Genomic DNA, 19,526 nt, shown 5'->3' with positions numbered 1-19,526 from the left:
GAAAACCGGATAAAGAGCTGTTCGGCGCATGGCATCTGCAGTTCTCAAATCTCATATCTTTTGTCTCAGATCTATTATCTCAAATCTATTGTCTCAAATCTATTGTCTCAAATCTCATTTCGCTAATGCCGCTCTTTTTTCTTTAATCTGATTTAAAAATTGATTGGCTTCTTCAAAATATTTCTTTGCAAATTCAGCCGTTGGTTCATTTTTATTGATTTGTAAAACCAGGTCAGAGAAATTGGTTGGTAAATTAAATTCGCCTGTTTCTACATAATGGCTATCAAATTCACGGATTACGCCAACTTGTGTACTGCTGTTTACACCTTTATCCAACAATAATGATTTTGCAGCGCTTACAAAAGTTGCATAGGTATGGTAAATCGCATCCGCATAAGCACCATTATCTAAATTTTGCTTTGCCCAGCCGAATTTCTCATTTGCTTCTAATAATAAAGTAGCCACTAAATCGATCACCACACCTGCACATTCTCCAACACCAATAGCGGTTACAAATTCTTCAACATGCCCCCAGTCTACAAATTCTTCTGTTTGCAGGTTCGTTAAATCGGCTAGCGGTTTTAACAATTGATAAAAATGATCTTTACCTTTTCGATCATAATATTGGTGGAAGCTTTCTTCAGTCAGGTTATTGGCTTTAAAATCGTTTAAAATATAATGTAAAACACTTGTTGCTCTTTTTGATGGCACTTTAATCACACGTTCAGCAACACGGCCAACACCGTTACCAACCGTACCGCCACCCAACATTACCTGCACAGCCGGCACAACTTTGCCTTCGGCTTTTACCGAACTTCCGTGAAAACCAATTTCAGCAAGGCCATGCTGACCGCAAGAGTTCATGCAACCACTGATTTTGATTTTGATGTTTTTCTCGTAAATAAACTCCGGAAAATCGGTATAAATTACCTCTTCCAAAACTTCAGCAAGTGTCATTGAGTTCGAAATACCTAAATTACAGGTATCCGTTCCAGGGCAAGTGGTAATATCGGCTAAGCTATCAAAACCGGCTGTGGTAAAACCGATTTTATTTAAAGCGGTATATAGAGACGGTAATGCTTCCTTACGTACAAACTTTAACAGCAAGCCTTGGTTTTGCGTAATCCTGATTTCATCAGCCACATATAATCTGATGGCATCAACAAATGCTCTTGCTTTATCTGTTTTGATGTCACCTACCTGAACTTTAATATAAACGCCATAAAACCCGACTTGCTTTTGTTCGATTACATTGGTGGCTAGCCAGTGTTTATAATGGGCTTCATTCAATATTTCCACCTCCGGATAATCCTGGGCTAATGGCAATAGTGGCTGTGGAACAGCATTAGTATCTATTTTAAAGGTTTTTACTTTGTTCGCGATACGCTCTTCGCCTACCAAACGCAGCACTTCTTCCAAGCCTAGTTTTTGAACCAGGTATTTTAAACGTGCTTTGTTACGGTTGGTCCGCTCGCCATAACGGTCGAAAACACGAAGAACAGATTCGGTAAAAGGGATTAACTGATCTTCAGGTAAAAATTCGTGAACAGCATTGGCCAGGAAAGGTTGTGCACCTAAACCACCAGCAAACAGAACCTTAAAGCCACGTTCGCCATTTTCATTTAATTTAGGGATAAAACCTAAATCGTGAATGTAGCTAAATGCTGTATCTCTATCGCTCGAAGAAAAGGATATTTTAATCTTACGACCCATTTCCTGACAAATTGGGTTACGCAAAAAGTATGCAAATACTGCTTGGGCATAAGGCGAAACATCAAAAGGTTCTTCTGCATCTATTCCCGCATTTGGAGAAGCAGTTACATTACGTACCGTGTTTCCACAGGCCTCGCGAAGCGTAATATCATCTTGCTCCAGTTTGGCCCAAAGCTCTGGTGTGCGGTCTAAACTCACATAATGAATCTGAATATCCTGACGCGTTGTTAGGTGTAAATTGCCACTTCCGTATTCATCCGCAATATCAGCAATGCGCAACAACTGTTTAAAAGTTACCTTCCCAAAAGGCAATTTAATGCGCACCATTTGTACACCAGGCTGTCTTTGTCCGTAAACACCGCGCGCCAAACGTAGGCTTCTAAACTTTTCGTCGTGAATGGTTCCATCTCTGAAAGCTTTAATCTTATTCTCTAAATCGATAATGTCCTGCTCGACAATCGGATTTTCGAGTTCGGTTCTGAAACTTTGCATATGCGTTGTTAGCTTTATTCTTAAAATGCCTCCACGTTACCGAGAAGCATTCCATATTTTATACTTCAGATCTGTAGTCCGCTAATGTCGTGTTTAGAACAGCTAATCATTGTAATAGCGGATAAATCACCAGGTATAAAACTGAAATTTATATGCCAAATATATAAAGTATATAGGAATAGTAGTAATTTATTATGAAAAATTTATATCCTGTTTTTAAATTCCTAGATACTTTACCTCAAAGCGTCTTCCTGAACTCGTTTCAGGATCTTTATAAAATGCTATTTTTTTAAAACGGCGAGCTACAAATTGCTAACTGCCAATTGATAACAGCCAACTGATAACCGCCAACTGCTAACTGCCAACTGATAACCGCCAACTGATAACTGCCAACTGATTTGGGCGTCACCTAAGCTACGCAAAGGTCGGGCTTTACAGGGCTCCGCTTCGCTCCGGTACCGATGAAGGATCGGACTGAACCCTTACAATCCCTGATGCGGATGATCGCGTTATTCGACTATCGATTTAGCCTCTACTTATGCCAACTTGAAACTTAGGAAGGATATTATATATGTACCCTGAAGATGTAGATATTAGCTAAACGCTAAAAATAAGGGTCAAGAAAGAAAGTTTTTACTTCGATTTTGATATACTGAAAACTTTATTTTTAGTAGTTTTGTATATATCTCATCATAATATTTCAGCATGGAACTTATTTTAAAATCAAATAACGAAGAAAGTCTCGCTAAGATTATTGCTTTAGCTAAGAAGTTAAATGTGATTATTGAAAAGAAAAATATTGATTTTAATAATTCAGCCAAGGTTAATCTTAAAAACCGTATTCTTAATTTTAAAGCTACGACATCTTCGTCTTTTGACGATGCGGCTGAATGGCAACAACATCAACGTTCTGACCGTGAATTGCCTTTTTCATAGGTATGGCTTTTCTTTTAGATAGTAATTTAATTATTTATTCATATTCAAATGAGTACGAATATTTAAGGGAGTTAATTATTGACGAATCCTGCATGGTATCAGAAATATCTCGTGTAGAAGTCCTCGGTTATCATGCATTGAAAAAAGAGGAAGAAAAGTACTTTAAGGATATTTTTGAATATGCACCAATCATTCTTCCTGATCAAGACATATTTGATAAGGCTATTGAAATTCGGAAAAAGTATAATCTTAAACTTGGTGATAGTCTTATTGCAGCTACTGCTTTAGTACATAACCTCGAAATCTATACCCGCAATTTAAGCGACTTTGAACGAGTTAAAAAATTAAAATGTATTAATCCCATTCGTTAAATCTTTGGTAGTCATCTTAATTTGAGAATCATTATAAAAACCAGAATGGTGCTACCATCTCTGTTAAATAAACCCGATTGAAGTGGACATTCCGATCCTTCATCGGAATAAAACGGAAAGCGGGACTGAAACCTCTATGAGAAACTGAACTTCCATTTCCAAAAAAAATCCGGATAGTCTAAACCACATCGTAATAGATGCTGAAATGAGTTCAGCATGATAGATTATATTACAGAAAAGACTATAAATTAACGATACCGATTTTCAGATTATCCTCACGGCCAATTACATCTGCAATGCTGGTTTCGGTTAAAACCTTAAGCGTAGCATCTCTTACATCAATAAAAGCACTTCTGATTCCGCATGTTTTCTCATCTACACATTCATCACACTTGTGGTAAAAGTTTAAACTTGCACATGGAACCATGGCAATCGGGCCATCAGTTACACGCATTACATGCACCAATAAAATATCTTCCGGTTTTTTGTTGAGGCTATAACCACCTCCGGCACCTTTTTTACTGTATAAAAAGCCTGCATTACGCAGATCAAGCAGTATTTGCTCTAAGAATTTTTTGGGAATATGCTCCTCCTCTGCAATTTTCGAAATCTGCATTGGCGGTTTATCTAAATTTTTACCCAGCGCAACAAGCGCTTTTATGGCATATTTTGTTTTTTTGGATAGCATATTTGTACAAAGCTAATAAAAGAAAGTAAATTATAAAATCTGCAACAGGAAGTTGATTACACAATAAATTGTATAAACAGTCGCCATCGTGAATTTATTTCAGGATCTTCCCTACTCATAAAAGATGCTGAACAAGTTCAGCAGGACACGGCGCTGAACTATCGACATTAATCAAAGAAGCGTAAAAATAACCAGCCATCGTAACAGTAGATGATTCTCTGCGTTTAAATTCTATTTTTGCCCCCTATTCTGAATTACAGATTTTAATAATGAAAAGAAAACTCAATCTATTGCCGCTTCTGATAGTTGCAATTATATTTTTTGCCCTCAACGCTTATGTGTTATCTGGCCTGGGTACCATCAATCAATCTAGTTTATTAAGTCCAATTTTTTGGGTATTTATTATCGGTTTAACTTTTGCCTTATTTTTTGCCATTCAGCAAATGCGGATTCAGGGCATCAATAAGTTTTTCCAGATCGTCAGTCACGCTTTTCTGATTATTTTCGCCGCAGAGATTGTATTTGCCTTTTTTCTGCTGCTCGGCGATATCTTCCGTTTATTAATGGCGTTAGCTACAAATTTTGAACCTGGCGGATTCCATATGACTGCCCGTAACAATTATTGGGTAGATTTTGCCTTTATAATGTTTTGTCTAACCATTGCCCTGTTTGCTTACGGCATTACTCAGGGAAAATACGCTTACCGGGTGATTAAGCACACTTTATATTTTGATGATCTGCCTGCAAGCTTTGATGGTTTTACCTTAACGCAAATCTCTGATGTGCATGCCGGAAGTTTTACCAACCCAAAAGCGGTCCAAAAAGGGATAGATATGATCAACGCGCAAAAAAGCGACATATTTGTTTTTACCGGTGATTTGGTGAACAATGCAGCTGCTGAGATTGTGCCCTATATCGGGCATTTTTCACAGATTAAAGCACCATTCGGACAATTTTCAGTTCTAGGAAACCATGATTATGGCGATTACATCAAATGGTCTTCTGAAGCAGATAAAATCCAAAATCTAAACCAGTTAAAAGCTTATCATAAAGAACTTGGCTTTAAACTTTTATTAGATGAACATATAGAGCTCCATAAGAATGGCGAAAAAATCATATTGGCAGGAATAGAAAACTGGGGAATTGGTTTTGGAGAACGAGGCGACTTAAACAAAGCGTTGCAAAATACAAATGTCGATGATTTTAAAATCCTGTTATCGCATGATCCTTCTCATTGGGATGCACAGGTAAAAAATTACCCATCCAAAATCCAATTGTCGCTAGCCGGACACACCCACGGCATGCAGTTCGGCATAGAAGCTTTTGGAATTAAATGGAGTCCGGTAAAATACCGTTACAAACATTGGGCAGGTATTAAAACCGAAAATGGCAGGTATTTAAATGTAAACAGAGGTTTCGGTTTTCTTGGCTTTTCGGGCCGGATTGGGATCTGGCCAGAGATTACGGTGATTGAGTTGAAGCGGAAATAAGATAATCCTCATCGCCTACAATTTTTTCTAACGAAAAGGTCGTCATCTCGACTGGAGCACAGTCCCGAACGTTCGGGAGAGAGATCTATTTAGATAGATTTCTCGACTTCGTTGCACTTCGCTCGAAATGACGACCGAAAAAATCTAACCTAATAATTAAGCGTATATGTTAAATTATACGTACGGCCGCGGCCAGCATAATAAAACGTTTCAGGTTTAGCCAAAGCCTGGTACAAAAATACCGAGCGCTGGCTCCAAAGGGTCTGATAGTTTTTGTTCAACAGGTTTTGTACACCAAATGATAAACTTCCGGTAAATAACTTCACCAATCCGAGTAAATCAACAGTGGTAAAACCCTTTAGCTCATTTTGTACCACAACATTTGCAACTGTAGCATAACCTTTCGAATCAAATGAATGAAAAGCCTGGGCTTTTATACCAAAAACTTTTCCGTTATAACCCAAATAACCTGCAATTTTTGATGGACTTGCAACAGTTACATCCTGCAATGACCAGGTACCATCGGCATTTTGTTTTTGTGTTTTGATGTACAAACCGTTTACGCCAGCTTCGAAACCATTTTTCAGGTTTAATGATAATGAACCTTCAACACCTAAATTTCTTACATTTTCATCGAAAACTTCAATATTAAATGTACTGTTGGTTTTTACGTTTTTATCAGATAAGGCATAAAAACCAGCTACCTGTGCATTAAATACACCTGTGCGGTAACGGTAACCTGCTTCGTACTGTGCTGTTTTAATACCAGTTAAAGGAGAACTTCCAACGTTGATCGAGTTGCCTAAATTATAGTTATTACCCACTAAAGTATACGTACCCTGTCCGTAATATTTAGCCGGATCTGCTAAGTTAAACCCTTGCGAGAAATTAACCCATGCTTGTTGTGCTGCATTAATTTTAAATACCAAACCTCCATTTAATAAGTTTACATCGTAATGGTTTTCACCACCAGCAATGGCTGTAGCAGTTCTGCCGACGCCATAAGCTAAGGGTACAGAAGCAGTAGTACCTACAAAATCGCCAACTTTAACAAACATACGTTGCTGACGTACACCTCCCGACAGGCTTAAAAAGTCGGTTACTTTAACCTGCGCCTGTACAAAACCAGATAAACCATTTACCCTAAAGTTTGGGTAACGTGCAATAGTAGCCACTGTAGAATTGGTTAAACCACCAGAAGCAAATGCTTTAGCTCTATCGAACAAGGCTTGCTGTGCATTAAAATTCTCGTTATCTGCATCAATACCATAAGTAAGATTCAGTCTGTTCCAATCTTTATTCAATACGAGTTTTAAAGCACTGTAGTTGGTATTCTGGATAGATGATCCACTGTAAAGGCGCTGTGGTATAGCTGCTTGCCCCGGGAATGGGTGAAAGCTGAACTGCTCATTCCTTGCAGCTGCCTGTACATACAATGTTTGTCCGCCCAAAATATCGCTTGCCTGATAATTCACATTAATGTTGGCTCTGCTTGTTTTTGGATCAACATCTGATGAATAACCATTTCTCATTTCTAAGAGTGCTGGATTGGATAATAATCCCCCATAATTTGCGCCCAGGAAAAGGTCTTTGTCTCCACGGTAACCCGAATTGTAATATTGGGCATTCACCGATAGTTTTTGATAATCCGTCAATTTAAATTCGGTACTTCCGAAAAAATCGAACGATTGGTTATACTGTAAATCGGTTTGGGTAATATCAGTAAAAATCTGTTTTCCATCTGCACCATAGGCTGCATTGTTTTTTTGGAAAGCCATGCCAATACGCCCGTTCCAATCTTTGCTACCGCCGGAAATGGCCTGTGCTACGCGTACATCATGATCGCTTTTTTCTTTTAAACCACTGCGTACACCAACCTGTGTGGTAAAACTGGGCTGACTATCCTGCCCTTTTTTAGTAATGATATTGATGATACCGCCTGTTGCACCGCCGCCATAAACAGCACTTGCACCAGATAAAACTTCAATTCTTTCGATATTAAACGGATCGATTGATTCGAACTGACGGCTTACCCCACGGGTGCTGTTTAACGAAACGCCATCAATCATCACCAATGCATCTCTGCCACGCTGGTTCTGTCCGTAATTGGTACGCCCTTCGGGCCCGGCATCCAAACTCGGAATCAATTGCGCCAAAGATTGTTTAAGTGGGATTCCGGCTCTGGCCTGTTCCTGAATTTTTGCACCATCAACTACCCAAACGGTACCCGGTATCTCACTTATTTTGGTTGGTTTACGCGATGAAACCACCACAACCTCTTGCATGTTAGCGGTAGGACTTAAATAAAGTGTTAGGTTAACAGTCTGATCTTTATTCAAACTCACTTTCTGTAGTATGGTGGTATACCCTACATAACTAACCTGTAATTGAAAGGAACCTTCGGTTAACTTTAGGTCGAAACTACCATCAGCAGCCGTGGTTGCTGAAGCATTTTTACCTTCAACTTTAATATTTGCTCCCGCAAGTGGAGCCGTTTCGCCCATTACCTTTCCGGTAACCGTTTGCGCTTTACCGGTGAAAATAAATCCACCGATGAGGATTGCGATTAAGTATAGATTTTTCATTCTTATTTATTTGGCGTGTATAGTAATTATTTTTTGCGCAAAGCAATAACTTATTTAGATTAAATCCAAATAAAAAATTTACTTTTTTAAATTTTATTAAACTAAAACGGTTAAGCGCGATGTAATTAGCCAGTTACCAAAGATTGATCAAAAATAATATTAAAATTATTTTTAATCAATCTAAATAAAAATATACCTTAGTGGTCAGATTAAAATTGAAACGCCGTTTTGTTTTAGCCGATCCAACCAGATATTATTTCAAAAATAGGGCTTGCTATGCCCTATAATTTTATTGCCTTTTAAACTTAACTTTTTGAAAAAATTGAAAACCTAATGTTCACATCAGACCTAGAAAAACATGAATTCGTTGATTTCCTTACGGAAAGTCCGACCAAGGAAATCTTTCATCACGAAAATGAGGCAGAATACCTGCATGCTGTAGGAAAAGTTACCCATGCGGTAAAAAAATTCCTCAACAACAATCAGCAACCTTTTAGTGGAGTATCGCCGTCGAAATTAAAACCGCTGTTTGATTCGATCGAATTTGAAAAAACGCACGACAACTACGATGCTTTGCTTAAAGAGGTTGAACAACTTTACACCAGTCATGCGGTTGCCTTTCACCACCCTGCTTATATCGCCCATTTAAACTGCCCAATTGTGATTCCAGCTGTCGCTGCAGAAGTGATGATTTCTGCCATTAATTCCTCTATTGATACCTGGGATCAAAGTGCAGGCGGTACTTTAATTGAGCAAAAGCTCATCGAATGGACCTGCGATCAGATTGGTTACAGCAAAAAAGCTGATGGTATTTTTACAAGTGGTGGTACACAAAGCAATTTAATGGGGCTTTTACTGGCCCGCGATCATTATTCCATTACTGCATTAAACCACAATATTAAAGTGGAAGGATTACCGCAGGAAGCCTCCCGTTTCCGGATATTTGTTTCTGAAAAAGCGCATTTCAGCATCCAGAAAAATGCCTCGCTTTTAGGTCTGGGCGAAAAATCAGTGATCAAGATCAAAACCGACCGCGGTTTCAGGATGAATACGGTTTTATTGGAAGATGCCCTTAAGCGGGAAATTGCTCAGGGCAATATTCCTATTGCCATTGTAGGTACGGCAGGCACTACCGACTTCGGAAATATTGATCCGCTGAAAGAAATTGCTGGTATAAGTAAAAAATACAATACCTGGTTCCATATCGATGCCGCTTATGGCTGCGGGTTATTGCTGACAGACAGGTATAGAAGCTTGCTCAATGGAATCGAATGTGCACATTCGGTTACCGTCGATTATCATAAATCCTTCTTCCAGCCGGTAAGCAGCAGCGGTTTCCTGGTACAGGATAAAAACTTTTTTAACCTGATTACACACCATGCTGACTACTTGAATCCAAAAGACCATGATGAAGATGGTTTGCCAAACCAGGTGAACAAATCGATACAAACCACCCGCAGATTTGATGCCTTAAAACTTTGGTTTACACTCCGGATGATGGGTAGGAAGAAACTTGGCGGCTATTTCGATACGATTATTGAAACCGCAGCAAAAATTGCGGATTTGTTAAATTCAGATCTTGATTTCGAGCTAATGAACGAATCAGACATCAGTGCATTGGTTTTTCGCTACCGGCCAAAAAATCTGCGCTTAGACGTTTGCGCCATGAACCAATACATCAAAAAAGCGATGTTCAATCAAGGAAAAGCTTTGGTGGCCGGCACTAAGATTAACCAACAGTTCTACCTCAAATTTACCCTACTTAACCCGCTAACTACCATCAGCGATATCGAAAACATTATTAAAATCATTAAAAAACATGGAAACGAATACGTTAGACTCAACCAAGTTTCAGCAGATTTCAGAAGAAACTAATTTTAATGCGCTGCTAAACAGCTATTGTCGTGAATTTACCAATTGGAGCCGTTATATAGGGATCCCTAAATATGACGAACCATTAGCCAATTACCTGGTTACAACAAACGATCGTTTGCATATCAGATTTGACTTTACGGCCATTGGTTTTGAAGTATATGCACCTTTAAAATTTTACGCCGATAGTGGCCGCCACGTATTTAACTTTCCCATAATCGAAAGGAATATTGATACAGATGCCATCAATCCGCTCACTATATACAGGTTTATGGAACTGGCCATTCAATTTAGTACTCAGGAATTTGGTGCTGTTGATGCGAACCTGGTAAAACAACGTTTGACCAATAGCGTAGAAAACCTCGAAGCATTTTTATCATTCTTTAAACAAAATGGCAAACCTGTAAATTTTGCTAAAATGAGCTTTATAGAAGCAGAGCAATCTTTGTTTTTAGGACACAATGCGCATCCCTTTCCTAAAGGGAGATCTGGTTTTAACAGTAAAGAAGAACTTTTTAAATATTCGCCAGAAACACAAGGTCATTTTCAGCTGGCCTATTTCCTGATTTCAGCAGAAAATATCGTGGAAAAAAATGCTGAAGGTTTCGACATGACCGATCTTTTCAGAATAGAACTGTTAGATAGCAATAATACAGAAATTATCAGCTTGCTCGATCAGCATCCGGATTATAAAGTTGTACCTATGCACCCCTGGGAAGCCCAACACCTGCTTACCCTTCCTCAGGTAAAGGCGATGGAGCAAGAAAAGTTGCTGATCTTTTTGGGTCATTTTGGAGAATTGTACACCCCAACATCTTCCGTTAGAACGGTTTATAATGCATCAAGCGATTGGATGCTTAAATTTTCATTACATGTAAAAATAACCAACTCAGAAAGGGTTAACCTCGTCCGGGAACTTCATCGTGGTTATGATGTAAGCAAATTGTTAAAAACGGGATATGGCAAGGCCGCAAAAGCAGAATTCCCGGAAATTGAATTCATTACCGACCCTGCCTTTATTACTGTAAATTATAAAAATGAAACGATTGATGGCTTTAACATCAGCATCAGGCACAATCCTTTTAAAGGAGAAGGAACGGAAAAAAATGTAACTTTATTAGCGGCACTTTGCCAGGATGGCTTATTAGGCCAAAAGCCAAGAATTGTAAACCTGATCGAAGAAGCTTCAATCAGCAAAAACAAAACAGTTGCACATACTGCTGTAAGCTGGTTTAAACAGTACCTACATCTTTGTGTGGCACCAATTGTTGGCCTTTACAATAATTTTGGGATGGCTTTTGAATTCCATCAGCAAAATGTGATGGTTGAACTGGATAAAAATTACTATCCTGCCAAACTTTATTTCAGAGATAATCAGGGCTTTTTCTTTAGTGATGCCAAGGCTGAAGCATTGGAAAAGGCATCTCCAGGCATTGCTACAGAAAGCGGTTCTATTGTTCCAAATGCATACATCTTGCCAAAACTTACTTATTATCTGCTCATCAACAATATTTTGGGTGTGGCAAATGCCATTGCCAGCAATGGTTTGGCCGATGAAAAAAACCTGATTGACCTGGTCTACCTCGAATTTAAACAATTCGAAAACAGTGACAAAACTGGTTTAATAGATTATATCATCAACCGCCGCAGCTGGGAAGTTAAAGGAAACCTGCTGACCAATTTATGCAATATAGACGAAGCAAGCGCACCTATCGATAACCCTGCCATTTACCGTGAATTTCCGAATCCATTGACTAAATATTTCTTCTCCGAAAACCTGATCAAACCAAAAACAAATGAGGTATTGTACAGCAGGTTTTTCCCTAAAGAAAATGTAACGATCAACATCCGTCCATTTAATATCGAGCGTGACCTGGAAATGGTTCACGATTGGTTTAACCAGGAACATGCGAAACCAATCTGGAAAATGGATGGTCCGATCAGGGGTTTGGAGTTATTCTATAGAACTTTATTGCCCAACGATTCATCGCACAGTTTTATTGGCGAAATAAATGGTGAACCAACATTTACCATAGAACCTTATTGGCCTATGCGGGATGGTGTGGGTGCCTGCTATGAAGCTTTAACGACAGATTATGGTGCACATTTATTAATTGCCCCTACCGATAAGGACAAAAAATTCAGTTTCGAAACCGGCCAGGCCTTAATGGATTTCATTTTTGAACAACCCGAAGTAGGTAAATGCATCGGTGAAGCCGCAGTGGAAAGTCGTGCCATGCACATTTTTGTAACCAGACTAGGCTTTAAATTGGAAAAAGTGATCCAAATGCCTTATAAAATGGCCAATCTAACATTCTGTTACCGCGATTGGTACTGGGATAAATTTCCTGAAGCCAAAGCTTATGCCATGCTGAAAACAGCACAATTTGAAACGGAGGAAATATAATGCAGGAACAAAAAATATACGACATTGTTGGGATCGGAATCGGTCCTTTCAATTTAGGTTTGGCAGCTTTATGTGAGCCTATCAACAGTTTATCTACCTTATTTTTAGATCAGGCGGATGAGTTTAACTGGCACCCAGGCATGATGTTGAGCGATGCCACTTTGCAGGTTCCTTTTATGGCAGATCTGGTTACCATGGCCGATCCAACCAGTCCATACAGTTTTTTAAACTACTTAAAGCAAACCGATAGACTTTATAAATTTTACATTAGGGAAGATTTTTTTGTATTGCGCAAAGAATATAATGCCTATTGTAAATGGGCAATCAACCGACTGCACAACTGCCATTTCGGACAGAAAGTAAGCCAGATCAATTACGCTGACGGTATATATCAGGTAGAAAAAGTTGATCAGACGACAGGAGCGACAGAAATCATTCTGACTAAAAAAATCGTACTGGGAACAGGTACAGGACCAAAAGTACCTGGTTTTATTCGTCCGACTGAACACAAAAATGCGATACATTCTTCAGCATATTTAAAGTTCAAGCCTACGTTACTGAAACAAAAAACGGTAGCGATTATCGGATCAGGACAAAGTGCCGCAGAAATTTTCTACGATCTTTTGCCCGAAACTGAAAATGGATTGCAGCTGAAATGGTTTACAAGACCAGACCGCTTTTTCCCGATGGAATATTCGAAACTGACATTGGAACTTACCTCACCGGAATATGTAGACCATTTTTATCATTTAAATGATGACAAACGCAAACAACTGTTAGGCAAACAAAATTCTTTATTTAAGGGTATAAATTTCGAACTGATTAACCAGATTTTCGATAAACTCTACGAATTGAGTGTTGATGGCGAAAAAGTTAATGCACAGCTAATGCCTAACTGCCAGTTGAACAACTTAACCATAGGTACCGACGGTAAATACCAGCTCGGGTTTTATCATACCGAAAGCGAAAAAGACTTTGCTGTTGACACGGATTTTGTGGTGCTGGCAACCGGTTACCAATATAATGAACCAGGTTTTCTGTCTGATATTAATGATAGGATAATGCGTAATGCCGATGGGCTTTTCCAGGTACACCGAAACTATGCTATTGATGTAGACGGAAACGAAATTTTTGTTCAAAATGCCGAATTGCATACCCATGGATTTGTAACGCCGGATCTGGGAATGGGTGCCTATCGCAATGCATCCATTATTAACGCCATTTTGGGTTTTGAGATTTATAAAGTAGAAAAACGGATCGCTTTCCAGCAGTTTAGTGTAAATGATGAGTTGCAGGGAGCTGAGTTTGCTGAAGCAGATTTACAACTGGCTGGTCGGGATTTTTAATCCCGACTTTGAAAAGGATACAAACCATTCCGGATTACAAATCCGGACTAACGATAAAAAAAACACCATGAATTACAACAATTTCAATCACATAAAACCTTTAAAAAAAGAAGTTTGGGATAAGGTAAACCTCAACTATATTGCAAAATCTATCGTGGAGTTGATGCACGAGAAATTAGCTGAACCAAAGCTGATCAATACTGATGAACAGGGAAATTCTGATTTCCATCTTGATACAGATGCTGATGATATTTATTATACTTTCTCTGGTCAACTGCGTGCGCTAGATTATCTCCATATTGATAAACTTAGTATCAAAAAATTTGTAAACGGTAAAAGTTTAGCCGTAAACAATGCCCCTGCTTTTTACACCGAATTACAGCAAACCTTCGGGATTAAACCCTTTACCATGGCACATTTTATTGAGGAAACATTAAACACCTTATATGCCGATGCTTATATCCACGAAAAAGGCCGTTTAACTGCTGATGAACTGGCTAGTTCCGATTACCAGACCATTGAACACCAGATGGATGGACATCCCTGGGCTACAATTAACAAAGGACGGATCGGTTTTAACCATAGTGATCAAGGCAAATATGCGCCAGAAGCTGCACAAAAAACACAACTGGCCTGGTTAGCCGTGCACAAATCAAGGGCATTCTTTAAAAGTATCGAAAGTATTTCTCCATTTTCTTTTTATAATGAAGAACTAAGTTTAAAGCAGGTTCACGATTTTAATCGGGTATTGATTCAGCAGGAATTAAACCCAGAGGATTATTTTTTTATCCCTGTGCACGAATGGCAATGGAACAATAAAATCGTATTGCAGCTAGCACATGATATTGCCCATCAGTTGGTTGTACCGGTTGGTGTGGGACATGATGAATACATGTGTCAAAACAGCATCCGCACTTTCTTTAATGTGAGTGAGCCTAAAAAGCATTATGTAAAAACGGCCATTTCGATCTTAAATACTTCCATTTTCAGGGGATTATCGCCTAAAAAACTGGCTATTGCACCAAAAGTAACCCAATGGGCAAAAGATATGTTGCAAGGTGACGAGTATTTAAAACAGACCCGTGTGGTGCTTTTAGGGGAGGTAGCAACTGTAGCCTATACCCATCCACAATATAGCGAAATACCTGGTTCACCATATCAATATCAGGAGTTTTTAGGTGCAATCTGGCGGGAAAGTGCCGAAAATTATCTTTTAGAAGGCGAAAACATCATGACGATGGCAAGCCTGCTTTATGTAGATGACAATGGGAAAAGCATGGTGGATGCCTTGATCGAAAAGTCGGGTTTAACTGCCGAAGCGTGGTTAAATACCTATTTATCAGCCTATCTAAAACCAATATTAAGGATTTTTTACAAACATGCTTTTTTCTTTAGCCCACATGGCGAAAACACCATTTTGGTAATTAAAAATGGCATACCACAACGCATTATCATTAAAGATTTTGTAGAGGAAATTGTGTTAACAGAAGAATCAAAAGCAAAATTACCAAATGATCTGGTAGATGTTTTAAGAGAAATTAACGACGAACTGGCGCCTTTATTTATCCTATCGGGGATATTTGATGCCGTTTTCAGATACCTCAGCAATATTTTCCACAGTTATGTTGGCCTGGATGAAAAGCAATTCTGGCGCCAGGTGGCAGATGTAATTTTAGCATTCCAAGAGGAAAACCCGGAGCTTGCACCTAAATTTCAACAATTCGATCTGTTCGTACCAGAATTCATCAGGGTATGCATTAACCGTGTCAGGCTGTTAACCCATGGCTATAGCGAAAGCACCGACGTACCGGTACCTGAATTGATCGGTACATTAGTTAACCCAGCGGCAGAAGCCTTGAAAGAAGATGTTTTGGCGTAAGGTGCAGTCAGATGATACCATCTGAACTGAGTAAATCAGATGATTTTATAAAAATCAAATAAGTTCTTACCCTTGGCAGATGGAAACATCTGCCAACACAAGAAAATGATTACGATTTTAAACTATAACAATAGTTTATTTTGATAAAATCATTACCTTGCCTTAAATTATGCTATGCCATGAGAACATTATTATTTCTCTTTTTATCTACGCTATTATTTGAAACGCCAACTATTGAGAAAGACCGTGACCGATGGAAACCTTATTATACCGATACGGCCCCTGCAAAAACAGCCGATCAATGGTTTTTACCCTTTGACGTGGCTAACCGTAAAAAGGTAAATAACATTAAAATCATCAGCATTTTCGGCGATCATCGGGATAGTTATGTTAAAGGCCATATCCACACAGCTATTGATATTAATCCTGCTCAGCCAAAAGCAAAACTGGTTAACGTTTACGCTATGGCTAACGGAATAGTTTGCTCTGTACATTTGGGCGAAAATCAACGTACCGTGGTGGTTAAACATAAACTTCCTAACGGCCAAACGATGTTTACTTCTTATAAACACCTGAAAGAGGTTTATGTAAGCAACGGTCAGCAGGTGGATCAGAATACCAAACTGGCCAGGTTATTTACACCGAAGGAAAGTAAAAAGTACGGAGGCGATTATCACCACCTCCATTTAGAAATCAGGAAAAAATTTGATGACTATGGCTGTGCGAGCTGGTTAACCTTTAATAATAAACAACTTAACGAAAGATTTTATAATCCTCAGGTATTTATAAAAGAACACATCAGATAGATCAGTTTTTTTAGCTCAAGATACAATCCAGCACCACTTCAGAAGCAGCTTCACAAAAATCGATTCCGGAATAATCTGGATTATAACCACCAATGTAAGGAACAGCCATAATGTAAATTCTGTTATTTGCCTGTCCGGCTTCATCAACTACCTGGAAATGATCGTTTATGGTAATACCAGGAACAGTTAACAGGTAATCATCGCCTTTTTTACTTACCAAATCGTTCTGTTTCATTTCTTCCTCCCCTATTTTAGCAGACTGGAATTTTAATTTCGCCGGACTAATAGTCTTATTGGTAATTAAGCTTTTAAACGGAAAATCATCAAAAGAAAGATGTGGTTGGCCAATACAATCAATAAAGGTATCAAAATGAACAGATACCTTTTTATCATCCAACTCGTAATGATAATCTGCCCCACCTGTTTCTAAAGGTTCAACTTTTGCATGATCGCCAACGGCAACAATGCTTAGTACGCCAGCATCATGCAGAGCCAGCAATTCCCTGCAAGAACTTTGAGGCACAAATGCAATTACAATGGAAATGAGTGGCATTAATACTTTTTGCAAGCGCTCCATATCCTCTGCCGAAAGGTATTTTGCAGGATAGTTCATTGCGAAGCTTAAAATGGCTAGCGCTTCTTTCCAGTAGATAGATTTCCTTTTCTCGATCGACTTTTCTGCTTCATCATATTCTTTCTTGAAAAGATCGAATGGTTCCATTTTTTCGCGATAATCCATCATGGCACCGACGAACGCCTCAAGGTTCATGTTTTTGATCTTTTCATAAAAAACAGGATCTTTTTCAATAAACATCTCTTTAAAATTCTTTTCAAACACCAAATCCAAAGGCAAAAAACCTCCATTTATTTTGATGCTTTCCTGGATTTCGGCTTTGCTCAGTGTTTCTTGCTTGCCCAAATGAGAATCTTCCAGATGAAACCTAACCGCCGGCAACAGCCCACTACGCGAATGCATCACGATTTTAAAACCCTTGTTCTCTACCTGATAAGCATAGGTACCATCTTCATTATCTGTAAACTTTCCGTTTTGTCGCGCAAGGGTTCTCAAGGCATCAATGGCAGTTAATGAAGAGCCCATTATACCAACTGGGTGGTTTACCTGTAATGCAACCTTTTTTGGTGGATATGGTGAATCGAAATAATTAGGGATTTTACCTTCATATTTTTTCGGCCAATTATGCCCTGTACAGATAATTACCTGTTCAAAACAGACTTTACCCTGTCCCTTAACAATTACCGCAACCTGATTGTCTTCGGGCAAATCAATAATATCATCTACTATACAATTTAAATGCACCTGGGTTTTTATGCCTTTATTTTCTGCAAACTCTTTTAATAAATTAAACTGGGCAGAAAGATATTCGCCGAAGAACAATCTTGGCAGTACCTTGTACTCATTAAATTTGTCGGAATCAATATCAAACTTTTTTAAAACCTCTTGTGGTGCAATTTTCACCCAGTCTTCAATGGAGTTGAATATAATCGGAATTTCATTGTCAGATACGTTAGTAATGTGTTCTACATTTGCTCCTTCAGCGCTATAAGGCATGCCTGCCCCTAAGTAATCTTTGCGTTCGAATATTTCTATTTCGAAGTTGGGATCTTTAGATTCAACTAATCTTTTATACATGAACAAACCACTCGGGCCGCCACCAATGATGGCAATTTTCTTTTTTGCTGTTTTTGTATCCATTTGTAACTCATACAATCTTAAAAAAAGAAAATTGTTTTGGAATGATGGAAAATTAAAATGAGATGATTAATAAAATAACATACTTGTTCCAGTTCGCCCTCGTTGCTGCGGGTAATGCTTCAGCAGCCCGCCTGCAATCGGGCGGGCTAAACGACTTCAGCAATATTTCATATTAGCGGTGGCAGGGCGTATAAACCTTTGTTCCTAAACCCGACAACAGCGGCAGCCTCCGATTTTTTCTATCGGAGCTATAGCGAATGGCGGGACTGCATTCCCCTAAGAACCACATCCGCTCATTTTCTAAATAAGCTGTTTATTTCTGTCGAAGAGACACTAACCATTAAGATATAATATTGGACGCTTTAAATAGCGTAAGAGCCGAAAGATCAGACTATAAAGATATTGTTAGACAGCGAAACCTTAACTTTTCCATTGTTATGGTGCGCTGCCTTTCTTAGCATCCGCTATGGTAAAAACGAGAAAATCATAAAATATAAGAACCTATTTGCCTTAATGCTGTTAAAAGAAAAGAGTTTTTGTTAATGATTGAATTTTTGAAGATAAAAAGCCGGAAGGTATCAATGAACTAATATAGTAATGAACGATTTAAAATTATTTATGATTTTACTGGGCTCAAAGGCCCCAAAACGAAATGTAGAGCAGCACGATTATTTTTTCGGCATCGCCAATTCATTAAAGGACCTTGTGCCCGAGATTAAAGCATTTTGGCCGGGAACGGGTACAAGTTTGCATATTGACGGTTGGCGGGAAGTAAACAAAGTTGATGGTTATGAAATCAATATCGGGTTGCGAGGCGAGCATACCATTCCATCATTGCATAAATTGTTCTTTATTAACCTTGGCGGCTATTTAACTAATCAGTTATATGAACAGCACCATATTGTGCTATCGGTACATGATGAGAGGGCCAAAGCCATACAGGATGCGAAGAAAACGGTATTCTTTAAAACCAACTCCATTAAAGGGGCCAATTCTCACATCGATGAAAAATACGGCATTGATGTAGACGATATTTATAAGATTGAGGATATTTTAAGTGATGAATCGAAGCAAAAATACCATATCGAGATCAAACCAGCCTCAGGCGATTTACCTGAAGATGAGATCCATTTAGGCTATTTTAAGCTGGATAAGCTGTAATCTGAGGTTCTTATTAAAGATTTCTTTCTCTCCCACAGATTAAGATAATCAACGCAGTGCTTTGGG

Annotated in this window: 13 protein-coding genes; 9 read left to right on the top strand and 4 right to left on the bottom strand. The window is 38.7% G+C overall.

Annotation, left to right across the window (positions count from 1 at the left end):
• Nucleotides 1-114: 114 nt before the first annotated feature.
• Nucleotides 115-2,205, bottom strand: coding sequence for a HEPN domain-containing protein (locus BLR60_RS11120; protein ID WP_090499730.1), 2,091 nt, complete (start codon nt 2,203-2,205; stop codon nt 115-117).
• A 705-nt stretch (nt 2,206-2,910) separates the two neighbouring features.
• On the opposite strand from BLR60_RS11120, the gene BLR60_RS11115 reads away from it, so the two are divergent.
• Nucleotides 2,911-3,141 carry a hypothetical protein gene (locus BLR60_RS11115; protein WP_090499728.1) on the top strand — a complete coding sequence of 77 codons (231 nt, stop codon included), beginning with the start codon at nt 2,911-2,913 and terminating at the stop codon, nt 3,139-3,141.
• Nucleotides 3,142-3,143: 2 nt separating this feature from the next.
• Nucleotides 3,144-3,512 (top strand): type II toxin-antitoxin system VapC family toxin, encoded by a 369-nt coding sequence (locus BLR60_RS11110; protein ID WP_090499726.1) that lies wholly within the window; start codon nt 3,144-3,146, stop codon nt 3,510-3,512.
• A 241-nt stretch (nt 3,513-3,753) separates the two neighbouring features.
• Here BLR60_RS11110 and BLR60_RS11105 read toward each other — a convergent pair whose 3' ends face one another.
• A complete protein-coding gene (locus tag BLR60_RS11105; RefSeq protein WP_090499724.1) occupies nt 3,754-4,200 on the bottom strand; it encodes an RrF2 family transcriptional regulator in 447 nt (148 codons plus the stop codon).
• Between the two features lie 269 nt (nt 4,201-4,469).
• Between BLR60_RS11105 and BLR60_RS11100 the strand changes: the two genes are divergently transcribed.
• Nucleotides 4,470-5,690 (top strand): metallophosphoesterase, encoded by a 1,221-nt coding sequence (locus BLR60_RS11100; protein ID WP_167354722.1) that lies wholly within the window; start codon nt 4,470-4,472, stop codon nt 5,688-5,690.
• Nucleotides 5,691-5,839: 149 nt separating this feature from the next.
• Here the strand turns inward: BLR60_RS11100 and BLR60_RS11095 are convergent, their stop codons facing one another.
• On the bottom strand, nt 5,840-8,275 hold the full coding sequence (locus tag BLR60_RS11095; RefSeq protein WP_090499722.1) for a TonB-dependent receptor: 2,436 nt from the start codon (nt 8,273-8,275) through the stop codon (nt 5,840-5,842).
• 333 nt (nt 8,276-8,608) lie between these two features.
• Between BLR60_RS11095 and BLR60_RS11090 the strand changes: the two genes are divergently transcribed.
• The 5 genes from BLR60_RS11090 (at nt 8,609) to BLR60_RS11070 (ending at nt 16,585) form a co-directional block, all read left to right on the top strand.
• Nucleotides 8,609-10,150: a pyridoxal phosphate-dependent decarboxylase family protein gene (locus tag BLR60_RS11090; protein WP_090499720.1), complete on the top strand. Its 1,542-nt coding sequence runs from the start codon at nt 8,609-8,611 to the stop codon at nt 10,148-10,150.
• Nucleotides 10,095-12,554 (top strand): GNAT family N-acetyltransferase, encoded by a 2,460-nt coding sequence (locus tag BLR60_RS11085; protein ID WP_090499718.1) that lies wholly within the window; start codon nt 10,095-10,097, stop codon nt 12,552-12,554. The genes BLR60_RS11090 and BLR60_RS11085 overlap by 56 nt, the downstream gene beginning before the upstream one ends.
• Entirely contained in the window at nt 12,554-13,900 is a 1,347-nt protein-coding gene (locus tag BLR60_RS11080) for a lysine N(6)-hydroxylase/L-ornithine N(5)-oxygenase family protein (RefSeq protein ID WP_090499716.1), read from the top strand. Before BLR60_RS11085 ends, BLR60_RS11080 begins: the two co-directional genes overlap by 1 nt.
• Nucleotides 13,901-13,967: 67 nt before the next feature.
• Complete coding sequence (locus BLR60_RS11075; RefSeq protein ID WP_090499895.1) at nt 13,968-15,779, top strand: IucA/IucC family protein; 1,812 nt, start codon at nt 13,968-13,970, stop codon at nt 15,777-15,779.
• A gap of 179 nt (nt 15,780-15,958) precedes the next feature.
• Nucleotides 15,959-16,585, top strand: a complete 627-nt coding sequence (locus tag BLR60_RS11070) for a M23 family metallopeptidase (protein ID WP_090499715.1) — start codon at nt 15,959-15,961, stop codon at nt 16,583-16,585.
• Nucleotides 16,586-16,595: 10 nt separating this feature from the next.
• Here the strand turns inward: BLR60_RS11070 and BLR60_RS11065 are convergent, their stop codons facing one another.
• Complete coding sequence (locus tag BLR60_RS11065; protein ID WP_090499713.1) at nt 16,596-18,299, bottom strand: FAD/NAD(P)-binding protein; 1,704 nt, start codon at nt 18,297-18,299, stop codon at nt 16,596-16,598.
• 597 nt (nt 18,300-18,896) lie between these two features.
• Between BLR60_RS11065 and BLR60_RS11060 the strand changes: the two genes are divergently transcribed.
• Nucleotides 18,897-19,460: a DUF1543 domain-containing protein gene (locus BLR60_RS11060; RefSeq protein WP_090499711.1), complete on the top strand. Its 564-nt coding sequence runs from the start codon at nt 18,897-18,899 to the stop codon at nt 19,458-19,460.
• Nucleotides 19,461-19,526 lie beyond the last annotated feature (66 nt).

Origin of the sequence: Pedobacter terrae, assembly GCF_900100705.1 — a bacterium.
GTDB lineage: Bacteria > Bacteroidota > Bacteroidia > Sphingobacteriales > Sphingobacteriaceae > Pedobacter > Pedobacter terrae.
Note: the sequence above shows the minus strand (reverse complement) of the source record. Positions and strands in the feature narration are given on the sequence as shown.

Bases quoted from the DNA above. Each gene is read 5' to 3' on its own strand.
- BLR60_RS11120 (WP_090499730.1), bottom strand. From the start codon at position 2,205: ATGCAAAGTTTCAGAACCGAACTCGAAAATCCGATTGTCGAGCAGGAC.
- BLR60_RS11115 (WP_090499728.1), top strand. From the start codon at position 2,911: ATGGAACTTATTTTAAAATCAAATAACGAAGAAAGTCTCGCTAAGATT.
- BLR60_RS11110 (WP_090499726.1), top strand. From the start codon at position 3,144: ATGGCTTTTCTTTTAGATAGTAATTTAATTATTTATTCATATTCAAAT.
- BLR60_RS11105 (WP_090499724.1), bottom strand. From the start codon at position 4,200: ATGCTATCCAAAAAAACAAAATATGCCATAAAAGCGCTTGTTGCGCTG.
- BLR60_RS11100 (WP_167354722.1), top strand. From the start codon at position 4,470: ATGAAAAGAAAACTCAATCTATTGCCGCTTCTGATAGTTGCAATTATA.
- BLR60_RS11095 (WP_090499722.1), bottom strand. From the start codon at position 8,275: ATGAAAAATCTATACTTAATCGCAATCCTCATCGGTGGATTTATTTTC.
- BLR60_RS11090 (WP_090499720.1), top strand. From the start codon at position 8,609: ATGTTCACATCAGACCTAGAAAAACATGAATTCGTTGATTTCCTTACG.
- BLR60_RS11085 (WP_090499718.1), top strand. From the start codon at position 10,095: ATGGAAACGAATACGTTAGACTCAACCAAGTTTCAGCAGATTTCAGAA.
- BLR60_RS11080 (WP_090499716.1), top strand. From the start codon at position 12,554: ATGCAGGAACAAAAAATATACGACATTGTTGGGATCGGAATCGGTCCT.
- BLR60_RS11075 (WP_090499895.1), top strand. From the start codon at position 13,968: ATGAATTACAACAATTTCAATCACATAAAACCTTTAAAAAAAGAAGTT.
- BLR60_RS11070 (WP_090499715.1), top strand. From the start codon at position 15,959: ATGAGAACATTATTATTTCTCTTTTTATCTACGCTATTATTTGAAACG.
- BLR60_RS11065 (WP_090499713.1), bottom strand. From the start codon at position 18,299: ATGGATACAAAAACAGCAAAAAAGAAAATTGCCATCATTGGTGGCGGC.
- BLR60_RS11060 (WP_090499711.1), top strand. From the start codon at position 18,897: ATGAACGATTTAAAATTATTTATGATTTTACTGGGCTCAAAGGCCCCA.